Origin of the sequence: Acinetobacter sp. 826659, assembly GCF_000588515.1 — a bacterium.
Taxonomy (GTDB): Bacteria; Pseudomonadota; Gammaproteobacteria; order Pseudomonadales; family Moraxellaceae; genus Acinetobacter; species Acinetobacter pittii.
This window is the reverse complement of record NZ_JFYD01000029.1, coordinates 1-1,181: the sequence shown is the minus strand read 5'-3', so window position 1 is coordinate 1,181 and position 1,181 is coordinate 1. Positions and strand designations below refer to the sequence as shown.

Annotated in this window: 1 protein-coding gene; it reads left to right on the top strand. The window is 35.8% G+C overall.

What is annotated here, in order from left to right; translation table 11 throughout:
- The first annotated feature begins 71 nt into the window (after positions 1–71).
- Positions 72–1,162 (top strand): IS4-like element ISAba1 family transposase gene (locus J663_RS19250; protein WP_085940413.1). Its coding sequence is split into 2 segments (ribosomal slippage): positions 72–612 and positions 612–1,162, totalling 1,092 coding nucleotides; the frame shifts between segments, so codons are not numbered across the junction.
- The last annotated feature ends 19 nt before the right edge of the window (positions 1,163–1,181 follow it).

The window sequence follows — 1,181 nt, the reverse complement described above, 5'->3', positions numbered from 1 at the left end:
CTCTGTACACGATAAAAATAGATAACTCATTGAAATAATGTCATAATAATTGTTTTCTAACGACGAATACTATGACACATCTCAATGAGTTATATCTTATCTTAAACAAATATCTAAAATGGAACAAGTCACATTTAAAGTGCTTTGCGCTCATCATGCTTGTGATTATTTTAAAGCAAACATGTAATCTTTCTTCTGCATCTAAAGCCTTGCCCATCAAGTGCTTACCACAATCATTTTATCGACGTATGCAGCGCTTCTTTGCAGGTCAGTATTTTGATTATCGTCAAATTTCTCAGTTGATTTTCAATATGTTTTCATTCGACCAAGTGCAACTGACTTTAGATAGAACCAATTGGAAATGGGGAAAACGAAATATTAATATCCTGATGCTCGCAATCGTTTATCGTGGAATAGCGATACCTATCCTTTGGACATTGCTTAATAAACGTGGAAATTCAGATACGAAAGAGCGTATTGCTTTGATTCAACGCTTTATAGCCATTTTTGGTAAAGACCGTATTGTGAATGTGTTCGCAGACAGAGAGTTTATCGGTGAGCAGTGGTTTACATGGTTAATTGAACAAGACATCAACTTCTGCATTCGTGTTAAAAAAACTTCATTGTCACCAATCATTTAGGAAAGAATCATAAAATTAGTGATTTATTTCGCCATCTTAAAGTTGGTCAAATTGAATGTCGTAAACGACGGATTTTGGTTGGTCGGGTGAAACTATATATAAGTGCACTACAGTTAGAAAATGGAGAGCTTTTACTCGTCGTTTCTCCTCAGTTTAATGCCAATGCTATTCAGGATTATGCATTACGCTGGGAAATTGAAACCTTATTCAGTTGTCTCAAAGGACGCGGGTTTAATCTTGAAAATACGCGCTTGACAGACCCTAGACGAGTGAAAAAATTGATTGCGGTGTTAGCTATAAGCTTCTGTTGGTGTTACTTAACGGGTGAATGGCAACATGATCAAAAAAAAGCGATAAAAATAAAGAAGCATGGACGACTCTCAATGAGTTTATTTCGCTATGGTTTAGACTATGTTCAAATGGCGATTCAGCGTTTAATTGGTTTTGGGAAAAAAGAAGAGTTTAAGGAAATTTTGGCAATTTTAAGAAGGCAGAACCCTGATAGGATAAGGGTTCTGTGAAATTTGTCGTGTACAGAGA